This window comes from Paraburkholderia acidipaludis NBRC 101816, from assembly GCF_000684975.1.
Lineage (GTDB): Bacteria > Pseudomonadota > Gammaproteobacteria > Burkholderiales > Burkholderiaceae > Paraburkholderia > Paraburkholderia acidipaludis.
The window spans coordinates 23,755-41,087 of sequence record NZ_BAXZ01000001.1; the positions used below are offsets into that span (position 1 = coordinate 23,755).

Below are 17,333 nucleotides of genomic sequence, written 5' to 3' on the forward strand. Positions count from 1 at the left end.
GAAACCGTCTCATCTGGAGCGCCAACATGACTCGCCTCGCCGAGCTTTCCTCCCCGTCCTGTCCCGTCGTCACCGCCGACAAGCCGCACGCCGACCTGCAAGGCGAACTCCACGCCGGCCAGCTCACCACGGCGATGACGCTGTTCTTCAGCGCGACCGTGGGCTTCATCGTCATCAATCTGTTCGCCGCGCAGCCGCTCACCGGGCCCATGGCCGCTTCGCTGCGGCTGCCGCACGCGTTGGCCGGCCTGATCTCGATGCTGCCGCAGCTCGGCTACGCCGCGGGCCTCGTCCTGCTTGTCCCGCTGTCCGATCTGATCGAGAACCGCCGTCTGATCGTGCGCACGCTGCTCGCCTGCGCGGCGCTGCTCGCCGTGCCGCTTTTCGCGCATTCCGCCTGGGCGTGCCTCGCCGCGCTATTTCTCGCGGGTGCCACGTCCAGCGTGATCCAGATGCTCGTGCCGATGGCCGCCTCGATGGCGCCGGAAGCGCAGCGCGGCCGCGCGGTCGGCAACGTCATGAGCGGGCTCATGCTCGGCATCCTGCTCTCGCGGCCGCTCGCGAGCCTGATCGCCGGATCGATGGGCTGGCGTGCGTTCTATGGTGCGGCCGCGCTCATCGACGCGCTGCTCGCCATCGTGCTCGCGCTGCGCCTGCCGCTGCGCACGCCGCACGCCCCTACGCGTTATACCGGCTTGCTGCGCTCGCTCTGGACGCTGCTCGCCACCGAGCCCGTCCTGCAACGGCGCGCGATCTCGGCGAGCCTCGCGATGGGCGCGTTCAGCGTGTTCTGGGCGTCGATCGGCCTGCGGCTCGCGCAAGCGCCGTTCGGCTTCGGCATGCACGGTGTGGCGCTGTTCGCCCTCGCGGGCGCGAGCGGCGCCATTGTCACGCCGCTCGCCGGGCGGACCGGCGACCGGGGAGGCGGTCGCGCCGCCCTGTGCTTCGCACATCTGCTGATGCTGGCTGCGCTCGTGCTTGTCGCCGTGGCCGGAGCGGGCGGATTCGGCTTTTCGCCCCGCGCGCACCCGCACCTCGCGCTCGCCGCGCTCGTGATCGGCGGCGCGGCGCTCGACGCCGGCGTCGTGATCGATCAAACGCTGGGCCGGCGCGCCGTCAATCTCATGAATCCCGCCGCGCGCGGGCGGCTGAACGGATTGTTCGTCGGCGTGTTTTTCATCGGCGGCGCGCTGGGCGCCGCGCTTTCAGGCGTCGGCTGGGCTTTCGCGCAATGGCCGGGCGTGTGCGCCGTGGGCGTGGCGTTTGCCGGAGGCGCGTTCCTGTATGGCATCGTGGGGCGAACCAACCGGGTCGGGACGTAGCGGCATTATCAATACCGCTCAACGCCAGGCGGCGGGCCTCACGCCCGCCCTGCGCGCCGCGCCGCCACCTTGCCGAGCACCGCGAAGTCGCGCTCCCCGTCGCCGTGCGCGACAGCTTCGATCAGGCTGTCACGCACGACGCTTGCCACCGGCATCGGCGTGGACACCGAATCGGCCGCCGCCAGCGCGAGCCGCACGTCCTTGAGACCGAGCCGCGCCTTGAACAGCGCGGGTTCGTAACGGTCTTCCGCAATCATGGCGCCGTAGCCCGCGTACACCGGCCCCGGGAACGGGCCGCCCGTGATCATGTCGAGAAAGTCGCGCATCCCCACGCCATGCCCCGCAAGCAGCGCCGCCGCCTCGCCCAGCGTCTCCACCGCCGCCCCCAGCATGAAGTTCGCCGCGAGCTTCATCACGTTCGCCTGCTGCGGCAGCGAGCCGATGCGGCAGGTCCTCTGCCCCACGGCGTCGAAGAGCGGCTGCACGCGGTCAACCGCCTCGGCGTCGCCGGCCGCGATGATCGTGAGCTTTGCCGCCTTCGCGACGTCGGGACGCCCCATCACCGGCGCCGCCACGTAATGCAGACCCCGCTCGGCATGCTCGCGCGCCAGCTCCCCGGCCAGCGCGACCGAAATCGTCGCCATGTTGACGTGCACGAGACCGCGCGGCGCCGCATCGAGCAACGCCGTGCCGAACACGTCGCGCAGCGCCGCGTCGTCGGCGAGCATCGAAAAAACGGCGTCGCCCGAAAAGGCCTCGGCAGCCGTCGCGACGATCTGCGCGCCCGCCTCGGCCAGCGGCCGCGCGCGCTCCGACGTGCGGTTCCAGACGCGCACCCGATGCCCCGCCTTCAGCAGATTCGCGACGATCGCGCTGCCCATCTCGCCAAGGCCAATAAATCCGATATCCATTACATCCTCCTTCGTCTCAAGAACGCGCAAGTAAAGCATAGGCTCCCGCGCGCTGCCGACGGACGCCCCGACGCGGACAGTCGGTGCGATACTGACCGCATGGTCACCGCCACCTTTCGCTTCTACGAGGAGCTGAACGATTTCCTCGCGCGGCCGCTGCGCCGGCGCTCGTTCAGCCGGCAGTGCGCGCCCGCCGCCACGGCCAAGCACATGATCGAGGCGCTCGGCGTGCCGCACACCGAAGTGGAGCTGATTCTCGTGAACGGCGAATCCGTGGGCTTCGACCATCCGCTCGCCGACGGCGACCGCGTCGCTGTCTACCCGAAGTTCGAGGCGTTCGACATTCGTCCCTTGCTCCGCGTGCGCACCGCGCCGTTGCGCGAACTGTGTTTCGTCGCCGACGCGCATCTGGGAGGCCTCGCTCAATTGCTGCGCCTGGCGGGCTTCGACACGCTGTACGACAACAACTACCCCGACGACGAGATCGAGGCGCTGGCCGCCGCACAGCATCGCGTCGTGCTCACGCGCGACCGCGAATTGCTCAAGCGCCGCTCGATCACGCATGGCTGCTACGTGCGTGCGCTCAAGCCCCAGCTACAACTGCGCGAGATCTTCGAGCGGCTCGACCTCGCCGCCAGCGCGCGCCCGTTCCGGCTCTGCCTGTCCTGCAATGCGCCGCTGCACACCATCGATCGCGACGCGGCGCGCGAGCGCGTGCCGGAGGGCGTCTTCGAGCGCCAGACGCGCTTCGTGACCTGCGACATCTGCCGGCGCGTGTTCTGGGAAGGCTCCCACTGGCGGCGCATGCGCGCCCTGATGGACGGCCTCGCGGCCGACGGACACGCCGCGCCCGCCGCTTCTGGCCCGTGATCGGGCCCGGACTCGCCCCTGACTGGCCCCTGATTCGCCGGGATCCTCAGGGGGCGGCGACAACGAACGTAGCAATGGACGCTGCCGCGCGAATGCGTACAATGCGCGCCACTGCCCAATACCGGAGCCGCAAACATGGCGATGAAAAAAACCGACCTTGAGAAGAACAAGGCGCTGAAACTGATGCAATCGACGAAGCAGGCGGGGCCCGAGCGCTTTGGCAAAGGCTCGGCGCCGGCCGAGCTGGACCGCCGCGAGCGCCGCAAGCTCGACCAGGCGCAAGGGCTCGTGCCGTTCGCGTGCAAGCTCAACGCCGACCTGGTCGCGCAACTGAAGTCGCGTGCCGAGAGTCATCCGGGCGGCCTGAACGGGCTGCTGGCCGACTTGCTGGAAGCGGGTCTTGCGCGCGAGGCGTCCTGAACGTCGTCGCAACCCATCGGTCGTGTCGGCAAGACACGGCGGCAAAAAAGCCAGAGCGTCGCTCTGGCTTTTTTTTGCGAGGTGCCTGGCGCAAGACAATCTGCTTTCAGTTCGGATACGATCTGGATTCGTCTTCCCGGCAAATCGCATACAGACCGTTGCTCCCGCAGCCGTCTTCGCAGAACGAGAAATCCCGCTTGAAATCCTTCTTCCGCCCACATCTGCGCGCCAACCTGCTCATGCTGGCCGCCGCCATGATCTGGGGCTCGGCGTTCGTCGCCCAGCGACTGAGCCTCGACGCCATCGGACCGTTCCTCTTCACCGGTCTGCGCTTTCTGCTGGGCGCCGCCGTCGTGTCGGCACTCGTGCTCGCGCAGCGCCGCACGACGGCGCGCCGCACCCTGACCGCGCCGCCACCGCTCCTCGATGCGCAGCTGCTGCGTTCGGGCTGCATGCTCGGGCTCGTGCTGGCCGTGGCCATCTCGCTCCAGCAGATCGGCCTGCGCTATACGAAGATCGCCAATGCCGGCTTCATCAGCTCGCTCTATGTCGTGATCGTGCCGCTGCTGGGCGTGCTGCTGCGTCATCGCACCGGCCCCGGCACCTGGATCGGCGCGCTGCTGGCCGCAGTCGGGCTTTATTTCCTGAGCATCAACGATCACTTTTCGATCATGTACGGCGACTGGTACCAGCTCGGCTGCGCGATCGTCATTTCGATTCAGGTGATGCTCGTGGGCCACTATGCGCCGCGTCACGATCCGCTCGTGCTTTCCGTCGTGCAGTTCGTCGCCTGCGGTGCAGCCTGCCTGCTGGTCGGCCTCGCCTGCGAACCGCTCCAGCTCGCGAGCCTCGTGCGCGCCGCTCCGGCCATCCTCTACGGCGGCGCACTCTCCGTGGGCGTCGGCTACACGATCCAGGTCGTCGCGCAGCGCGACGCCGCACCCGCGCATGCGGCGGTGATCTTCAGCATGGAAGGGGTATTTGCGGCCATCGCGGGATGGGTCGCGCTTGGCGAGACGCTCACGTCGCGCGCCCTCGCCGGCTGCGCGCTCATGCTGGCGGGCCTGCTCGTCTGCCAGTTGCTGCCGTCCCGCCAGCCCGAAACACATCGAGCCGCTCAGCCGCAGCCGGCCGAACCGGCCTGATCCCGCAGCGATTCGTAGCGCGCATCGATCGTCGCGCGCGAGCAGGTTATCCACGGCGCCTTTTGGACAAGCTGGGGATGACCTGGCGAACGTCCTGTGGAGGACTTCTTGATAACTGCCGCACACACGAGAGATGCGCAAAAGTTATCCCTGAAGCGCGAACGGCATTCAGGGTTTATCCGCATGGCTATTCGTTCGGCATCGTTTTGAACCGGCAGGTATTTTCTGCCTTGTCCACAGTAAATGCCCTGCTTTGTTAACTGTTATTACGTATACATATAGATTGGTATTAAAACCAATAACGTGTTCGGCATTGGCTGCGCGCCTATGCTGCACAGATGCGCAGCGTCGATGAAGAACAAACGCTGGGCCGTTCTAGCCAACCGCCATCATGCGCTCGACGGTATCGGCCAGGTTATGCAGGCCGACCGTGGCCGGATTGCGTTCCACCACGCCAAAGCATTCGGTCCGGCGCGGCGCCGGGTCGACGACAAAATTCCGCGGGTACTGTCCGAGCCGTTCGAGCGGCAGTAGCCGCTCGGGCGGAATCACCTCGAACGCCGTGCCCACGGCGATGAATAGATCGTCGGGCGTCATGGCCGCCTGGATGCGCCAGAGCGCCTCGTATTCGGGCGCGGCTTCGTTGAAGAACACCACGCCGGGCTTCACGCCCTCGATCTCGCCACAGGCGGGACAAGCCGCCTTCGGATCCAGCCCAGGGCCGCTCGCCGGGAAACGATAGTCGCAGTCGGTGCAAAGCAGCGAGATCATGTCGCCGTGCAGGTGCGTGACCTGGCGTGCGCCCGCCTGCTCCAGCATGTCGTCGATATTCTGGGTGACGAGGTGCACACGCTCCGTGCCCCAGGTGTCCTGCCACTGGGCGAGCAGCCGATGCGCCTCATTGGGCCGCGCGCCGGCGCATTCGCTGATGCGCTGGTTGTAGAAACGGAAAACCGCCGGCCGGTTGCGGCGCCAGGTCAGGTAGTTGCACACCTCGTCGATGCTGGCGTGCGACCAGATGCCATCGCCCGTGCGGAACGTGGAGATGCCGCTCTCCGCAGACAGTCCCGCCCCGGAAAACACGTACAGGCGCGGCGCCCGTCCTCGCTGTTGTTCGGCCAATTTCATCTCCTTGCTTGATCGGCGCCATTATGATGCCGCCTCGCGCTTCGGGCAGCCTTCGCACGCGCCTCCACCGTCTGAGGGCAGCCCAGAAACACGAAGGGCGCTGAAGACTGCTTCAGCGCCCTTTCCGACTACCGCTTATCGACGTTCGTGGAGAGATGGATTAGAAGTCGTTACACAATCCATCTCGCTCAGTCGCGTACCAAATCCCCTGAATAATCATGGCTCTGCGCGGAGCGCAACCGTTTCTCTCGCCAACGCTAGCAGCCAAAGTGCACAGCGAATGAATTTTCGGCACATACGGATTAGAAACCGATACGCCCGCCAGGTAAGGCATCTCGTGAGAAAGTGCGCTTGCCTCGGATGCGCCAACCTCACTCTGCCTCCCGCCGACGTTCGTCCCTTGCCGCCTTCCGTGCTTGCAGCCATGCATCGTATTCAGGGTCCTCAGGCACCACTGACGATGATGGCACAGTAGCGGTCGGCGCAACAGGCCGCTTTTCACGCCCAAGTGCGGCGGCCGTCCGCTCGTCCCATTTACGGTTGTTCTCAAGTATGACGGGCGCCCTCGCGTCAACGACGGAGGTACCCGCGAGGTCCTGGATGTTCCCGTTAGCGGCGCGGTGGCGCACTGCATCGGCAGTACCTTTTTGCTGCTCGACGGTAAGCTGGCCCTTAACCTTCCGCTGCCTCTGGTCGCTCTCCGTCTCGAGCATCGCGTCAGCCATTTTGGTCAGTGAGAGCTCCTGCCAAGTGACATTCTGAATCCGGTCCAAGTCCTCCCGGATAACCGTCAGTTCTTCTACCTCCTCGCTATCGGGGAGTTTCCAAAGGAGATACAGAGGGTCTGAGGTGAATCGCTTCACCTTGACGGCCAATGACAGGCCATATTTGGTTCGCTCTTCAGCCCAAGCCTTCATGCGCAGCGACGAATAGCGAGGGCCTCCGAAAACGACGCGCCCGTTTACGACGACGCGGTCTTCCCATGCAATGAATCGGGTGAGGAGTTCACGCTCAGTCCACTTCTTTCGAGCGTCGCCTCGGCGCTCCCCCTGCTGGGACAAAGCCGACGGCCGTCAACGACGCGAACGAGATACGACATGAAATGGCCCCGCAAGTTTGCTGAATGGCTTTTCCGCTTCGCTTCATCGCAGGAGAATATCGACCGGGTCGCGTTCTGGCTCGGAGGGACCGTCTCGATTCTCGGACTCGCAGTGGCCGTCGTCGTCCTGGTCGCGATAATACTTCGGTGAATCACCAGCCACACCAGAATTTCGTTCGGTCAGCAGCATGACGGCCGCTCTCGGAAACAACGTGATATGTCAGCAGCCTTTCGTCGTTATGTGGGAATCGACTACTCGGGAGCGCGCACTCCGACTGACGGTCTGAAGGGGTTGCGCGTGTACGTTGCGCAGGCCCCGGACGCGCTGCCGGAGGAGGTTCTTCCACCTCCCGGTCCGCGCAAGTACTGGAGCCGGCGCGGCGTAGCCTTCTGGCTCGCTGACCTGCTGAAAGAGGACATTCCGACCATCGTCGGCATCGACCACAGCTTTTCGTTTCCGCTGCGCTACTTCGAAGTCCATCAGCTCGTACGGGACTGGTATGCGTTTCTGGAGGATTTCCAGGCACACTGGCCGACTGACCAGGAGCACGTATACGTCGATTTCGTGCGGGACGGGCTCATCGGAAATGGCAGCGCGCGGCAGGGAAATTCGCGCTGGCGGCGCATTGCGGAGGAACGGTGCAGGGCGAAATCCGTGTTCCACTTTGACATACAGGGAACCGTCGCCAAGTCGACGCATTCCGGGCTGCCGTGGTTGCTCTACCTGCACCGTCAACTCGGAGAGAGAGTCCACTTCTGGCCGTTCGACGGATGGGATATTCCGCCGAAACGCTCGGCGATAGTCGAAGCCTATCCATCGATGTGGAGACGCGGTCGCACTACGCCGGTGAATATGACCGACGACCAGTACGACGCGTACACCATTGCCGCATGGTTGCAACTCGCCGACCAGGGGGAACGCCTTCAGTTGGCCCTGCGTCCACCGCTAACTCAGGCGGAACGGTCCGTGGCTGAGCTCGAAGGGTGGATTTTAGGAGTCGACTCTCCCGCCACGCCCGATGCACTGAAATGAGCGCTAGCACAGCCGAGACTGGTCGTCGGCAGACTAGCTTCTAGCCTCAAGAGTTCATATCCTCGATGTCGCCTGAAACGACCGCCAACTCAGGCCGGAGAGCCGGGAGACCAGGCCGTGAGCGGCGAAGACTCTCTCCTGAATGAGTTCGCGTGTTGCTTTCCCGGCGGGAGATTCGTCGCGCCAGATTATCCCGCCGGACAGTGACCAGCGGTTCTTTCGTGCGTCCTGACTACGCCGACGCGAAGCTGCTGGATGGGACCTGCGCACGATTCTTGATAGGTCCCGGTAAAAACGGCGAAAAATTGTCAAATACGTTCCATATTCTCGCAAATTAATCGTATTGCATAAAATTGTGGTTTTCTCTATGTACTGGCGAGCATAGTCGAGAATTCGATGTTGTCTCGAATCTTGATTCATCATACGATGCGCATCACGCGTTAAAAGCAATAATCTGGACAAGGCAGGCCGTTATGGGTGTACAGGACCTTATCTCAATAATCAATACGGGCATCAGTCAACAGGAGCGGCTTCTCAAGCTGGATACGCCCCTGGGTTCCGGGGTCCTGTTGCCACAGCGCGCCATCGGCCAGTCGCATATCGGGCGGAACTTCCAGTTCACCGTCGATGTCGTTTCTCTGAAAGACTCGCTGGAACTTAAGAGCCTTATTGCGCAGCCTGTAACGCTCTGGATTCAGCAGCTGGACAAGTCGTATTTGCCGCATAACGGCTACGTGCATACTGTCCGTCGTCTTGGCTCAGATGGGCGACTCACCAGCTTTCAGATTTCTTTCTCATCATGGCTCCATTTTCTGAAATTCCGGAAGGACGCGCGCATATTTCAGGACATGTCCGTTGAATCCATCCTGACGACGGTATTCAATAATCATCCGCAAGCGCGAGGTGCGTACCGCATCGCGCTGCGAAAGCCCACACCCAACCGTTCATTCTGCGTGCAGTACGAAGACGACTGGAATTTCGCGAATCGCCTGATGGAATCAGAGGGGCTGTTCGGGTATTTCGAGCAGGCGGAAGACGGCAAGTCACACACATTCGTTGTGACCGACGATGTGTACAGTTTCAAACCACTGGAGCCCGTGCAGGTCGAGTTCTCCCGGGCTACCGTCAACAGCGAGACGGATGCCTTCGTGCAGTGGACCGCTACGCGTACGCTGCAGAGCGTGTCCTATGCGACAAGCACGTTTGATTACAAAGCACCGCTATCGGTGAAGAGAAAGCAGTATCCAACGCTCGGCAATCAAGGGGCGCTCCCCGGGCAGACGGAAGTCTACGAGTACACGGGACCCTACACATACCTCGGGAGCGACCGCGGCGACCAATTGACCAGGTTGCATCTGGAAGAGTGGGAGTCGCGCGCCAAGCGCTTCGTTGGCATCGGTGGTGTGCGTCGCGTCGATACCGGCCGGTATTTCCGGCTCGAAGACCATCCCGAGCACGACCGCGACAGCGCACAGGACCGCGAGTTCTCGATTATCTCGGTTGACTGGTACATCGAGAACAATCTACCCGTGGGCAACAACCTCCCCTTCCCGCATAGCCTGGAGCGCCAGCTGGCATCGATGCGTGAGGACTACAAGGGGGTGGACTCGGCCCTCGTAGTTAGAGATATGGATGGAAGCGAAGGCTTCTATCTGGCAGAGGTCGAGGTTCAGCGGCGCTCAGTGCCATTCCGCAGCCCGTTCGAGCATCACAAGCCGCGGATGCAGATGCAAACGGCGACCGTGGCGGGACCTGCGAACGAGGAGGTCTATACCGACGAGCTGAACCGCATCAAGGTTCAGATGCATTGGGACCGGCTCAATCCCGGAGACCAGAACGCTTCCTGCTGGATGCGCGTGGCGTATTCAGATACGGGTGGTGGCTACGGCGGCGTGCATATCCCCAGGGTTGGCGAAGAGGTGGTGGTCGACTGGCTCAATGGAGACTGCGACCGGCCGATTGTGACGGGGAGGCTGTACAACGGGGCCAACACGCCGCATTGGCATTCCAACGGTTTGCTCTCGGGCTATAAGTCCAAGGAGTATGGAGGTAGCGGCTACAACCAGCTGGTAATGGATGACGCGACTGGTCAGAACCGGGTCCAGCTTTACTCGAGTAGCGCGAACGCGACCCTTCATCTCGGGTACCTGATTGACCAGAGCGGCAACGCGCGCGGTAGCTATCTTGGCAGTGGCTTTAACCTCTCGGCCGATAGTTATGGCGCTGTCCAGGCAGCGCAAGGCCTGTATGTCTCGACAAATTCGCGCTCAGGACCATCGAGCCAGCCCTTCGATGCACGCGAGGCGACGACCCAGCTCATCGGCTCGGAAAGCGTCATGGAAGCCCTGTCGGATGCCAGCACACAGCACCAGGCGGAGACTCTGCAGCCCGGACATGACGCCTTGAAGGCCTTTACCGACGCCACCGACCATAGCGTTGCTGGAGAAACCTCGGGTGGCCAGACGGCCGGCGGTGGCACCGGCAAGGCCAAGGCCTTCAAGGACCCGGTGATGCTGTTTTCGAGTCCAGCCGGTATCGCGATGTCCACGCAGAAGTCGGTGCACGTCGTGCCCGACGAGCAGCTTAATCTTGTGAGCGGCCAGAATACGCATGTTGCGACCGGCAAATCGCTGATTGCCAGCGTCAAGGAGCGCCTCAGTCTCTTTGCGCAGAATGCGGGAATGAAGCTTTTTGCCGCGAAGGGCAAGGTCGAGGTGCAAGCCCACTCGGACAACATCGAGCTGACGGCCCAGAAGACCATCAAGATTCTCTCCGCGACTGAGAAGGTGGAAGCTGCGTCGGCTAAGGAGGTGCTGCTTACCAGCGGGGGCGCTTATATCCGCATCGCAAACGGCAATATCGAAATTCATGCGCCCGGCTCAATTAGCGTGAAAGGGACCCAGCACGCCTTCTCGGGGCCGGCACGGACCAACTACGCCCTGCCAGACCTGCCTCAATCGTCGCCGGTACCGTTCAGTCAGAAGCTGCTGTTCCGTTCGGCCGACGACGGTACGTCTGCGAGCCAGGTCGGTTACGCGCTGTTCGGGACGACTGCCGCGAGCGAAGTGCCGCAACGCTTGCTCAGCGGTATCTCGACAGCTGACGGTTCGGAGCGGAAACTCAATCCCGATGAGACAGAACAGTTAACGGCGCTCTATGGGCAGGGAGATTGGGGAGCCTATTACGACCTCGACATCGACCGCGAGAAGGACGAGGTCGCCAGCGCTGACAGGACCGGCCAATCTGGAGTTGCATGACGATGACAAGCGCAAGTGAATATGTCGTTCAACCCGGTGACACGTTGAGTGCCATCGCAACCCAAAATAATACGACCGTCGACCAGCTCGTATCACTGAACAACATTGCGAATCCGAGGCTCATCTATCCAGGCCAACGACTGCAGCTTCGTGACACGAGGGCCGACGATTCAGAGGCATTCTTCAGCGAGCTCTGGATTCGCGTTTCCGATGCGAATGACGTGCCCATTCCCAATCTCAAGACGACGGTCGTAACAGACGCGGGCGAAGACGAACATGTCACCAATGAACACGGTCTCGTTCCGCCAGTTCAAACGAAAAAGTCGGATGAAAAGGTGCACGTTTTTGTTGCCAAAATCGATGGGGGCAAGAAGAAGGTCGCGGAGCTCAAGCCGCCGGCGGGCGTACATCAGGTGAGGCTTCAAAGTCCCAAGTTGAAGGCCGACCTGCCCCTGCGGGTGCACCAGGGAGGCTCCGACCATCAGGAGGCTGCCCCACTGCCTTTGCAGCCGGGTGAAATCCAGCACAATCGTGACAGCGCGGGCAATCCCGTTGTGAACTGCGGCGTTGAGTGCCCAAACAAGGACAACCTGCGACTAGGTCCGAACGCCAAGTACCGCGACTTCATTCTTGCGGCGTCAGCACGCGCGGGCATCATCCCACAGGGCATCGCCGCATTCTGCGAGGCGGAAGCGCTCAAGATATTCATCCCCAAGCTCGACAAGGATGGCAAGCCGGTCAAGAACAAAAAGAGCCACCTGACGGTCATGTTGAATACGGGAGAGTGGAACCCTGACAGCTACAACGAAGGGGGCGCTGGCGGACTGACCCAGTTCTTGCCCAATACGTGGCATGTGATGGCCACTGCGAGCGGTTCGTTCCTGCACGACAAGATTCAGGAAAAGTGCGCAAGCGAGCACGTTACCCAGCTGCCATCCCATGAAATTCTGGAGATGCGCAAGGACCCCGAAACAGCCATCCTGACAGCAGGGGACTACGCAAAGATGAATCTGCAAGACTTGCGAGGCAGGGGCTACAAGCTTGATAACGTTGCCGATGTTGACAAGGCCAAGCTCGCCTATTGCGCGCATCACGAAGGCGCGCGCGGCCTTTCCCGAATCGTGAATGGCACGTTGGACGACCAGGATGCTCACAAGCTGCTGGTCGCCCAGTTCAGAACCAAGTATTCAGATGGCACCGAGAAGGCGAAAAAGTATGAGAAGGAGGTTGGCCTTACTGGCGCGGCCGCCTACAAGAAGTTCCTGTTTGACTACATTGATTCCAAGATAAAACCGATAAACTTTGCATGTGACCCTTCAAAGCTGAAGACCCCGAAGGGAATCGAAGCCATATTGAATGACATCAAAGGTTGAGAATGCGGAAAAGAAAGCTGGTCGCGCTCGCTACGATGCCCCTTCTGAGCAGCGTTTTCGTGCCCCTTGCCGGGGCTTCGGATGCTGTCAGGACCTTGGAGTGCTCCGCTGTCACCAAGGACGGTGTTTCGCATGACCTCTCACTGACCGAAGCAGGTGGTGTCGTGACGAAATTCTCGTATCTGTCGAGCGTCCGCACGCCTGGACTGGCAACGAACTGCACGGTTGATTCCGGAGATGTTCACGGCACGCCAGTTGTTGCAGGAGATATCACAACCTTCAAGATGGAAGGCGATGACGTGGTGCTTATCCAAAAGTCTCCGAAAGGGTGGGTCTTTGATTTGTCGAAGCTCAAGGCCACAAATTATTGTGACGGGACCATTGCGCAACGCGTCGTACTGAAGCCGGGTGTCAAGAAATGTGGCGTCGTGTCAGCGCCGGTCTGGTAACGCAAGTCGCGTAGAAATCACGCGAACCAGGTTGACCTTTTGACATTAGGCATTGACCGCTATCGCTCCTTTTTCCGCCGTGATTACCGCCAGCCCTTCGGTGTAGTCCGTGGACTCACTGAGCTGCGTCCATAGACTCGACATCCAATCGATGAAATCTTGGTCACGTAACCTAACGCCACATGGGCATCAAGCCTTGGGCGCCACATCCCGGCGGCATGGCTAAACGAAAATCAGTAACGATATGGGCGGCGCTTGAGCTGCTGACTCCGGTATTCACACCGACACAAAGGTGGCCGACGCCGCACGGTCAATTACAAGAACCAGTCTTTCACGGAAGAGCAGAAGGCCTATAACGGCCTGGGAGCGTAGTCATGGCATGGGACGGCCCATTCTGGGTGAAGCTGCGCCGTCAGCTGACCGATGAGGAAAAGCCGCGGCAACTACGGGTCGACCTACCTGCCAGCAGTCAGACGCAAACCGACCGCTCGGTGTTCGCGATGAACGAATCGTGGCTCGAGATGACGAACACTGCATACCTGCAACGGGGCATGCTGACATATGGATGCCTCATGCTCCTGCCGCTAGGTGTGCTTTTCGTCGGCGGGATGATATGGGCAATGCTCAATCCGCCGCCCAACACCCACGGGGCCGAGCTGGCTCTCGCAATGGCCTTCGTAGTCTGCTTCATGCTGTTCGGGTGCTTCCTCGTGTTCGCGTCGCTGTGGGGCCTTCATCAGGAAAACTTCACCTGGACGCGAATCCCCATTCGCTTCAATCGCCAGACGCGCATGGTGCACGCGTTTCGTGGGGCGGGCGCCAAGGGAGTGATTTCGGTCCCTTGGGAAAGAGCGTTCTTCTTTATTGAGCAGCTGTCGAAGGACCCGATTTCGCGCGGCACACCGTACGGCTTGCGTTGCCATGTACTGGACGACCAGGGGTGCGTGACGCAGTCGTTTTCGTTTGGCCGACGGGTCTACACCCTTGACGATGAGACGACCGAAAACGGTCGCTCCATCGTCCACAACCTGAACGACCAGTTCGAATACATACGCAGATACATGGAGGGCGGAACGTCCGGTGTGCCCGCTCCCGACCTGGTGCGGACCGAGGTGTCATTTCGAAATAGTTGCAGAGTAGTATTTCGCAATGACAAGAAGCTGCTTGCCGAAGGCAACATAGTCGCCACGTTGCTAGTTAGGGTGCTCAAGCCGTTCGCCGCGCTGACCGCGGTTCTGCACTATATCGGCATGCGCACCAGCCGCGAGCCCGTCTGGCCCGCGGATTTAGACGCAAGTCCGACCTCGTTCGCAAAGGTTGGAGCACCTCACACCCTGACCGTTATGAGCAAACAGGTCGCGCTCGAGGGAGACCTCTGCCAGTGCAAGTGCGAACCACTACCCAAGCTGATAGCCTCGCAGACAACGGGGACGCATTCAGCGTGAATCGGGTCCCTTGAAAATCGGCAGGCTCCGGAGTGCGATTCGCCCCGATTTATGTTGCTCTGGCGACTCGACTCTCATCGGAGAGACAAGGCAGTTCAAACGGGGCGCAAGGTTTGTGATGGAATCCGCCCAACTGATAGCATGGTCAAGGCAGACCGTTCTTTCTTGGCGCACATACTGCATACAGCCGAGGGTCACTATGCCGCGCCGTTCGAGCACGTGAGCCGCGAAGAAGCGAAACGATTCATTTTGACCATGTTTCGCGCGAAACCAGTCGAAACACCTCGATAGGAACACGACAACGATGCAGCAGGCTACCTATACCGTCGAGAACGCGGTGGCGTTGTGCCCAAACTGTCATCGCGAGCGCCACTACGGAATCAACTACGCCAGTGACGCTACGAAGTGAGTGCGAGGCTGGCTTTTTTTCGTCCGAACGCTAAAGCGAAATGGGCGGGCCAAGGCTGCGCGGTTGCAGCATGATTTCGCCTCTCGCGCGCCAAGCTGATACCATGAGTGCATAACAACTATAAAAGAGACGCACTCATGAATTCAACTCATACATCCTGCCGCGAAGTTCGCGCGACTCAAACGATTGCCCGTTTGTACGAGGCAGAGGCAGAACAGCACAGTTCATACTGCCCCGTCCGCGTGGCCAACATCCAGCGCTGGGCAAAGTATCTCGAAAAACTCGCCGAAAAAGCCAACAAGCGCAAGCAAACAAGCGATGCCGTCCTGTGGAGGCTCCATGCTAGTGTCTTTCTAGCGACGTAGCAGCTACGCACCGGAGCATGCGTTTGGACTGCGGGGAAAACGAAACGGGCGGGCCAAGGCCGAAGCCCCGGTCCGCCCGTTTCGAGAAATTCATTCGCGTACACCTTTTCCGGGATTTCCCCTTTAAAAGCAGGCGATTTGGTGTTTTGGGATTAGAAGTGTTTACCTCGCAAATTCAACTGCTTGGAAGCGTGTAACGGCTTCTTTAGCGGAGATTTCGGCATTGTGTAACGACTTCTAATCCATCTTGCCAGTTCGTCGCCAACAACGAACTCAACTCACTCCACCGTCACCGACTTCGCGAGGTTGCGCGGCTTGTCCACATCGGTGCCGCGCGCGCAGGCCGTGTGATACGCCAGCATCTGCAGCGGCACGACGTGCAGGATCGGCGAGAGCAGCCCATAGTGCTCCGGCATGCGAATCACGTGTATGCCCTCTTCGCTCGTGATATGCGTGTCGGCATCGGCGAACACATACAGCTGGCCGCCGCGCGCGCGCACTTCCTGCATGTTCGACTTGAGCTTCTCGAGCAGCGTGTCGTTCGGCGCCACCGTCACCACCGGCATGGCCTCTGTCACGAGCGCGAGCGGCCCGTGCTTGAGTTCGCCGGCCGGATAGGCCTCCGCGTGGATGTACGAGATTTCCTTGAGCTTGAGCGCGCCTTCCAGGGCGATCGGATAGTGCAGCCCGCGGCCGAGGAAGAGCGCATTCTCCTTGCGCGCGAACTCCTCCGACCACGCGATGATCTGCGGCTCCAGCGCGAGCACGCCGTTGAGCGCGGCCGGCAGGTGGCGCAGCAGCTTGAGGTACTGCGCTTCCTGCTCGGCGCTCACGTGGCCGCGCAGCTTGCCGAGCGTCACCGCGAGAATGAACAGGCCCACGAGCTGCGTCGTGAACGCCTTCGTCGACGCCACGCCGATTTCGCGGCCCGCGTGCGTGAGGAAGCGGAATTCGGTGAGGCGCGCCATCGCACTCGTGGCCACGTTGCACACCGCGAGCGTGTGCTGCATGCCCAGCGACTGCGCGTGCTTGAGCGCGGCCAGCGTGTCGGCGGTTTCGCCCGACTGCGAGATCGTCACGACGAGTGCGCGCGGATTGGGCACCGACTCGCGATAACGGTACTCGCTCGCGATCTCGACCTCGGTTCGGATCTTCGCCACCGACTCCAGCCAGTACTTGGCCGTGAGGCCCGAGTAATAGCTCGTGCCGCACGCGAGGATCAGGATGCTGTCGATACCCTGGAACACCTCGCGCGCGTTCTCGCCGAACAATTCCGGTTCGAACGACTCGGCGGCCGGAATGGTATCGCCGATGGCGCGCGGCTGCTCGAAGATTTCCTTCTGCATGTAGTGGCGATACGGGCCGAGCTCGACGGCGGCGCCGTAAGCCTGCACCTCGCGCGCCTCGCGCACCACGATGTTGCCTTCACGGTCGGCAATGCGCACGCCTTCGAGCGTGATCTCGCAGACGTCGCCCTCTTCCAGATAGCTGATGCGGCTCGCGCTGCCGGCAATGGCGAGCGCGTCCGAGGCGATGAAGTTCTCGCCCGCCTCGCCGTAGCCCACCACGAGCGGCGAGCCCGCGCGTGCGCCCACCACGGTATGCGGCTGATCCTTGTGCACGACGCCGATCGCGTAGGCGCCCGCGAGCTGCCCCACGGCCTCGCGCACGGTGGCGAACAGATCGCCCTGGTAGAGGCTGTGGATCAGGTGCGCGATCACCTCGGTGTCGGTCTGCGTGACGAACTCGTAGCCCTTCGCGCGCAGCGTCTCGCGCAATACTTCGTAGTTCTCGATGATGCCGTTGTGCACGAGCGCCAGCGCCTCGTGCGAGAAGATCGGGTGCGCGTTGTTCACGGTCGGCGCGCCGTGCGTGGCCCAGCGCGTGTGGGCGATGCCGGTCACGCCTTCGAAGTGCGCTTCGCGCACCTGGTCGTCGAGCTCGGCCACGCGCGCGACGCTGCGCACGCGCTGCGGTCCTTCGGACGTGACGATCGCCACGCCGCACGAGTCGTAGCCGCGATATTCGAGGCGCCGCAGTCCTTCGATCAGAACGGGCACGATGTTACGTTGCGCTACTGCGCCGACAATGCCGCACATGGATTTCG

15 protein-coding genes are annotated in these 17,333 nt (G+C 61.8%); 11 read left to right on the plus strand and 4 right to left on the minus strand.

Translation table 11 applies throughout. The features are described from left to right. Window positions 1-26 precede the first annotated feature (26 nt). On the plus strand, window positions 27-1,322 hold the full coding sequence (locus BAC01S_RS29815; RefSeq protein WP_084168070.1) for an MFS transporter: 1,296 nt from the start codon (window positions 27-29) through the stop codon (window positions 1,320-1,322). Window positions 1,323-1,360: 38 nt separating this feature from the next. Here BAC01S_RS29815 and BAC01S_RS00115 read toward each other — a convergent pair whose 3' ends face one another. Further along, complete coding sequence (locus tag BAC01S_RS00115; RefSeq protein ID WP_027792936.1) at window positions 1,361-2,233, minus strand: NAD(P)-dependent oxidoreductase; 873 nt, start codon at window positions 2,231-2,233, stop codon at window positions 1,361-1,363. Window positions 2,234-2,332: 99 nt separating this feature from the next. On the opposite strand from BAC01S_RS00115, the gene BAC01S_RS00120 reads away from it, so the two are divergent. From BAC01S_RS00120 to BAC01S_RS29820, 3 genes are all read left to right on the plus strand, one after another. Further along, complete coding sequence (locus BAC01S_RS00120; protein ID WP_027792937.1) at window positions 2,333-3,103, plus strand: Mut7-C RNAse domain-containing protein; 771 nt, start codon at window positions 2,333-2,335, stop codon at window positions 3,101-3,103. 135 nt (window positions 3,104-3,238) lie between these two features. Further along, the gene (locus BAC01S_RS00125; protein ID WP_027792938.1) at window positions 3,239-3,523 is read left to right on the plus strand and encodes a hypothetical protein; all 285 of its coding nucleotides are present in this window, start codon (window positions 3,239-3,241) and stop codon (window positions 3,521-3,523) included. Window positions 3,524-3,762: 239 nt separating this feature from the next. Then, entirely contained in the window at window positions 3,763-4,668 is a 906-nt protein-coding gene (locus BAC01S_RS29820; RefSeq protein WP_084168087.1) for a DMT family transporter, read from the plus strand. A gap of 375 nt (window positions 4,669-5,043) precedes the next feature. On the opposite strand, the gene BAC01S_RS00135 is transcribed toward BAC01S_RS29820, so the two are convergent. Next, the gene (locus tag BAC01S_RS00135; RefSeq protein WP_043200643.1) at window positions 5,044-5,796 is read right to left on the minus strand and encodes an SIR2 family NAD-dependent protein deacylase; all 753 of its coding nucleotides are present in this window, start codon (window positions 5,794-5,796) and stop codon (window positions 5,044-5,046) included. Between the two features lie 371 nt (window positions 5,797-6,167). Beyond that, window positions 6,168-6,857, minus strand: coding sequence for a hypothetical protein (locus tag BAC01S_RS00140; RefSeq protein ID WP_027792940.1), 690 nt, complete (start codon window positions 6,855-6,857; stop codon window positions 6,168-6,170). Between the two features lie 36 nt (window positions 6,858-6,893). Between BAC01S_RS00140 and BAC01S_RS35325 the strand changes: the two genes are divergently transcribed. The 7 genes from BAC01S_RS35325 to BAC01S_RS34265 all read left to right on the plus strand — a co-directional run bounded on the left by BAC01S_RS35325 (window position 6,894) and on the right by BAC01S_RS34265 (window position 15,226). Further along, on the plus strand, window positions 6,894-7,046 hold the full coding sequence (locus BAC01S_RS35325; RefSeq protein ID WP_218001592.1) for a hypothetical protein: 153 nt from the start codon (window positions 6,894-6,896) through the stop codon (window positions 7,044-7,046). Between the two features lie 66 nt (window positions 7,047-7,112). After that, on the plus strand, window positions 7,113-7,928 hold the full coding sequence (locus tag BAC01S_RS00150; RefSeq protein WP_027792941.1) for a hypothetical protein: 816 nt from the start codon (window positions 7,113-7,115) through the stop codon (window positions 7,926-7,928). A gap of 473 nt (window positions 7,929-8,401) precedes the next feature. Beyond that, the gene (locus BAC01S_RS29825; RefSeq protein WP_043200645.1) at window positions 8,402-11,185 is read left to right on the plus strand and encodes a type VI secretion system Vgr family protein; all 2,784 of its coding nucleotides are present in this window, start codon (window positions 8,402-8,404) and stop codon (window positions 11,183-11,185) included. Next, window positions 11,182-12,558, plus strand: coding sequence for a LysM peptidoglycan-binding domain-containing protein (locus BAC01S_RS00160; RefSeq protein WP_052408657.1), 1,377 nt, complete (start codon window positions 11,182-11,184; stop codon window positions 12,556-12,558). Before BAC01S_RS29825 ends, BAC01S_RS00160 begins: the two co-directional genes overlap by 4 nt. 164 nt (window positions 12,559-12,722) lie before the next feature. After that, the gene (locus BAC01S_RS00165; protein WP_218001594.1) at window positions 12,723-13,007 is read left to right on the plus strand and encodes a hypothetical protein; all 285 of its coding nucleotides are present in this window, start codon (window positions 12,723-12,725) and stop codon (window positions 13,005-13,007) included. 374 nt (window positions 13,008-13,381) lie between these two features. Continuing rightward, window positions 13,382-14,452, plus strand: a complete 1,071-nt coding sequence (locus BAC01S_RS35900; protein WP_052408658.1) for a DUF6708 domain-containing protein — start codon at window positions 13,382-13,384, stop codon at window positions 14,450-14,452. 546 nt (window positions 14,453-14,998) lie between these two features. Beyond that, window positions 14,999-15,226 carry a hypothetical protein gene (locus BAC01S_RS34265; RefSeq protein WP_156954247.1) on the plus strand — a complete coding sequence of 76 codons (228 nt, stop codon included), beginning with the start codon at window positions 14,999-15,001 and terminating at the stop codon, window positions 15,224-15,226. 278 nt (window positions 15,227-15,504) lie between these two features. On the opposite strand, the gene glmS is transcribed toward BAC01S_RS34265, so the two are convergent. Beyond that, complete coding sequence (gene glmS / locus BAC01S_RS00175) at window positions 15,505-17,325, minus strand: glutamine--fructose-6-phosphate transaminase (isomerizing) (protein ID WP_027792944.1); 1,821 nt, start codon at window positions 17,323-17,325, stop codon at window positions 15,505-15,507. Window positions 17,326-17,333 lie beyond the last annotated feature (8 nt).

What these genes read in the sequence shown, in the direction of transcription:
- BAC01S_RS29815 (WP_084168070.1), top strand. Translation starts at nt 27, where the DNA reads ATGACTCGCCTCGCCGAGCTTTCCTCCCCGTCCTGTCCCGTCGTCACC.
- BAC01S_RS00115 (WP_027792936.1), bottom strand. Translation starts at nt 2,233, where the DNA reads ATGGATATCGGATTTATTGGCCTTGGCGAGATGGGCAGCGCGATCGTC.
- BAC01S_RS00120 (WP_027792937.1), top strand. Translation starts at nt 2,333, where the DNA reads ATGGTCACCGCCACCTTTCGCTTCTACGAGGAGCTGAACGATTTCCTC.
- BAC01S_RS00125 (WP_027792938.1), top strand. Translation starts at nt 3,239, where the DNA reads ATGGCGATGAAAAAAACCGACCTTGAGAAGAACAAGGCGCTGAAACTG.
- BAC01S_RS29820 (WP_084168087.1), top strand. Translation starts at nt 3,763, where the DNA reads ATGCTGGCCGCCGCCATGATCTGGGGCTCGGCGTTCGTCGCCCAGCGA.
- BAC01S_RS00135 (WP_043200643.1), bottom strand. Translation starts at nt 5,796, where the DNA reads ATGAAATTGGCCGAACAACAGCGAGGACGGGCGCCGCGCCTGTACGTG.
- BAC01S_RS35325 (WP_218001592.1), top strand. Translation starts at nt 6,894, where the DNA reads ATGAAATGGCCCCGCAAGTTTGCTGAATGGCTTTTCCGCTTCGCTTCA.
- BAC01S_RS00150 (WP_027792941.1), top strand. Translation starts at nt 7,113, where the DNA reads ATGTCAGCAGCCTTTCGTCGTTATGTGGGAATCGACTACTCGGGAGCG.
- BAC01S_RS29825 (WP_043200645.1), top strand. Translation starts at nt 8,402, where the DNA reads ATGGGTGTACAGGACCTTATCTCAATAATCAATACGGGCATCAGTCAA.
- BAC01S_RS00160 (WP_052408657.1), top strand. Translation starts at nt 11,182, where the DNA reads ATGACGATGACAAGCGCAAGTGAATATGTCGTTCAACCCGGTGACACG.
- BAC01S_RS35900 (WP_052408658.1), top strand. Translation starts at nt 13,382, where the DNA reads ATGGCATGGGACGGCCCATTCTGGGTGAAGCTGCGCCGTCAGCTGACC.
- BAC01S_RS34265 (WP_156954247.1), top strand. Translation starts at nt 14,999, where the DNA reads ATGAATTCAACTCATACATCCTGCCGCGAAGTTCGCGCGACTCAAACG.
- glmS (WP_027792944.1), bottom strand. Translation starts at nt 17,325, where the DNA reads ATGTGCGGCATTGTCGGCGCAGTAGCGCAACGTAACATCGTGCCCGTT.